Below are 2,486 nucleotides of genomic sequence, written 5' to 3'. Positions count from 1 at the left end.
CTTCGGCTGTAACGCGGGCGGTTCGGTGCTGGACTGGGTGATGCAGACGGAAAAACTCAGCCTGCGTAAGGCGGCGGAACGCCTGAAAGCGGAGCTGGGCGACAATCCCGCCGTGGTGCCGCTGGTTGCCAAAGATGAGCCGGAAATCTTCGCGGAAGATGAAGCGGGCCGTCAGCAACTGCTCTCCCGTGTGGTGGAGTTCTACCATCACACGCTGCTGAACGCGCCGGAAGCGGTGGCGTATCTGGAAAAGCGCCGCCTTAACCATCCTGAACTGGTCGCCGCCTTTAAACCCGGCTTCGCCAACCGCACGTTGCCTTACCGTCTGCCCGGCGTTAAATCACGGGCGGGCGAGAAGATCCGCGCCCGGCTTAAGGCGACGGGAGTGCTGCGTGAGTCCGGGCATGAGCATTTTACAGGGTCGCTGGTTGTGCCGGTGATGGATCTGAACGGGCAGATCCGTGAGATGTACGGGCGCAAGATCGGCGGCGATCTGCGTAAGGGGACGCCGCTGCATCTGTACCTTCCTGGCGCTCACGGCGGCGTGTGGAATGAGCAGGCGCTGATCGGGTCATCGTCGGTTATCTTGTGCGAGTCTCTTCTCGATGCCATGTCGTTCTGGGTCGCCGGAGTTCGTAACGTCACGGCGGCTTACGGGGTGAATGGCTTCACCGATGAGATGCATCAGGCGTTCAGAAACCACGGCATTAAACAGGTACTGATCGCCTACGACAACGATCCGGCGGGCAATGAGGCGGCGGTGAAACTGGCTTCTTCCTTAGCCGCTGACGGGATCGCCACGTTCCGTGTACTGTTCCCGGCGGGCATGGATGCGAACGGCTATCTGTGCCAGGTGGCGGAGCCTGAACAGGCGTTCAGTCTGCTACTGGATGGCGCGGTGTCCATGAGTGACCTGGCCGATGCGGAGAGTATCGCGCCGCAGGCCAGCGCGGAGCCTGCACACCTCACTTCATTAGCTGCCGGGGTTGCGGCCTTACCCGCAGCCGCCGCCCCTGCACCGGGCGTCAGCGTGGAAACCCTGGCCGATGGCGAACTGGTGGTAGCCTTACCGGGCGAACGCTGGACTATCAGGGGCGTAAGCCGCAAAACCAGTGCGGCGGCAATGAAAGTTAACGCGCAGGTGCTGGACATGGACAGCGGCGTGGTGTTCGCGGATGCGGTGGACATGATGAGCGCCCGCAGTCGAGGCGGTTATGCGCGGGCCGCAGCCACAGAGCTTGGGCTGGCTGAAGGCGATCTTCGCCGTTCGCTGGGTAAGGTGCTGCTGGCGCTGGAGAACTGGCAGGCCGCACCGGAGCCGGAAAACACCGCGCCGGAGATGACACCGGAGGATCGGGAGGCGGCGCTGGAACTGCTGCGCGACGAGTGTCTTGCGTCACGCATCGCGTCTGACATGGCGGCCTGTGGTGTGATGGGTGAATCCACCAACCTGACGGCGGCGTATCTGGCGGCGGTGTCGCGCAAACTGGACAGGCCGCTGGCGGTGCTGATCCAGTCATCGAGCGCGGCGGGTAAGTCCAGCTTAATGGATGCGGTGCTCAATCTGATCCCGCCGGAAGAACGGCTGCAATACAGCGCCATGACCGGGCAGAGCCTGTTCTATCTCGGTGAAACCAACCTGCAACATAAGATCCTCGCCATCGCGGAAGAAGAAGGTGTGCGCCAGGCGGCCTACGCGCTCAAGCTGTTGCAGTCGGACGGGGAACTGACCATCGCCAGTACGGGCAAGGATGACGCCAGCGGTAACCTGGTCACCAAACAGTATACGGTGAAAGGCCCGGTGATGCTGATGCTGACCACCACCGCCATCGATGTTGACGAGGAGTTACTCAACCGCTGTCTGGTGCTGACGGTGAACGAATCGCGGGAACAGACGGAAGCTATCCACGTGGCGCAGCGTCACGCGCAGACGCTGGAAGGCCTGCTGGCGGCGAATGAAAAAAGTTACATCACGACGCTTCACCAGAACGCGCAGCGGCTGTTACGCCCGCTCAATGTGGTGAACCCGTTCGCCTCACAGTTAACGTTCATGAGCGACAAAACCCGCACCCGGCGCGACCACATGAAATACCTGACGCTGATCCAGGCGATCGCGCTGCTGCACCAGTACCAGCGGGAGATCAAGCGCGTGGAGCATCGCGGGCAGGTGGTGGAGTACATCGAGGTGACGCGGGAGGACATCGCCCTGGCCAACCGCCTGGCACATGAAATACTCGGACGCACCCTGGACGAGATGCCGCCGCAGACGCGGAAACTGTTAACCCTGATCCAGCAATGGGTGAGCGACAGCGGTCAGGTGCGTGAGGCGATGCTGTTCACCCGTAAACAACTGCGTGATGCGGTGCAGTGGGGCGACACGCAGCTTAAGATCCACCTGGCGCGGCTGGTCGAAATGGAATACCTGCTGGTCCACCGTCGCGGGCTGACGTTCTGCTATGAACTGCTGTTCGACGGGGACGGCAACG

Annotated in this window: 1 protein-coding gene; it reads left to right on the top strand. The window is 62.0% G+C overall.

What is annotated here, in order from left to right; genetic code table 11:
• The coding region (locus tag A7Z06_RS21460) for a toprim domain-containing protein (protein WP_105279584.1) at positions 1 to 2,486 on the top strand (2,486 nt) is incomplete at both ends.

Origin of the sequence: Escherichia sp. MOD1-EC6819, assembly GCF_002965765.1 — a bacterium.
Taxonomy (GTDB): domain Bacteria; phylum Pseudomonadota; class Gammaproteobacteria; order Enterobacterales; family Enterobacteriaceae; genus Escherichia; species Escherichia ruysiae.
The sequence above is the reverse complement of the archived record's forward strand: the minus strand, read 5'-3'. Positions and strand labels throughout refer to the sequence as shown.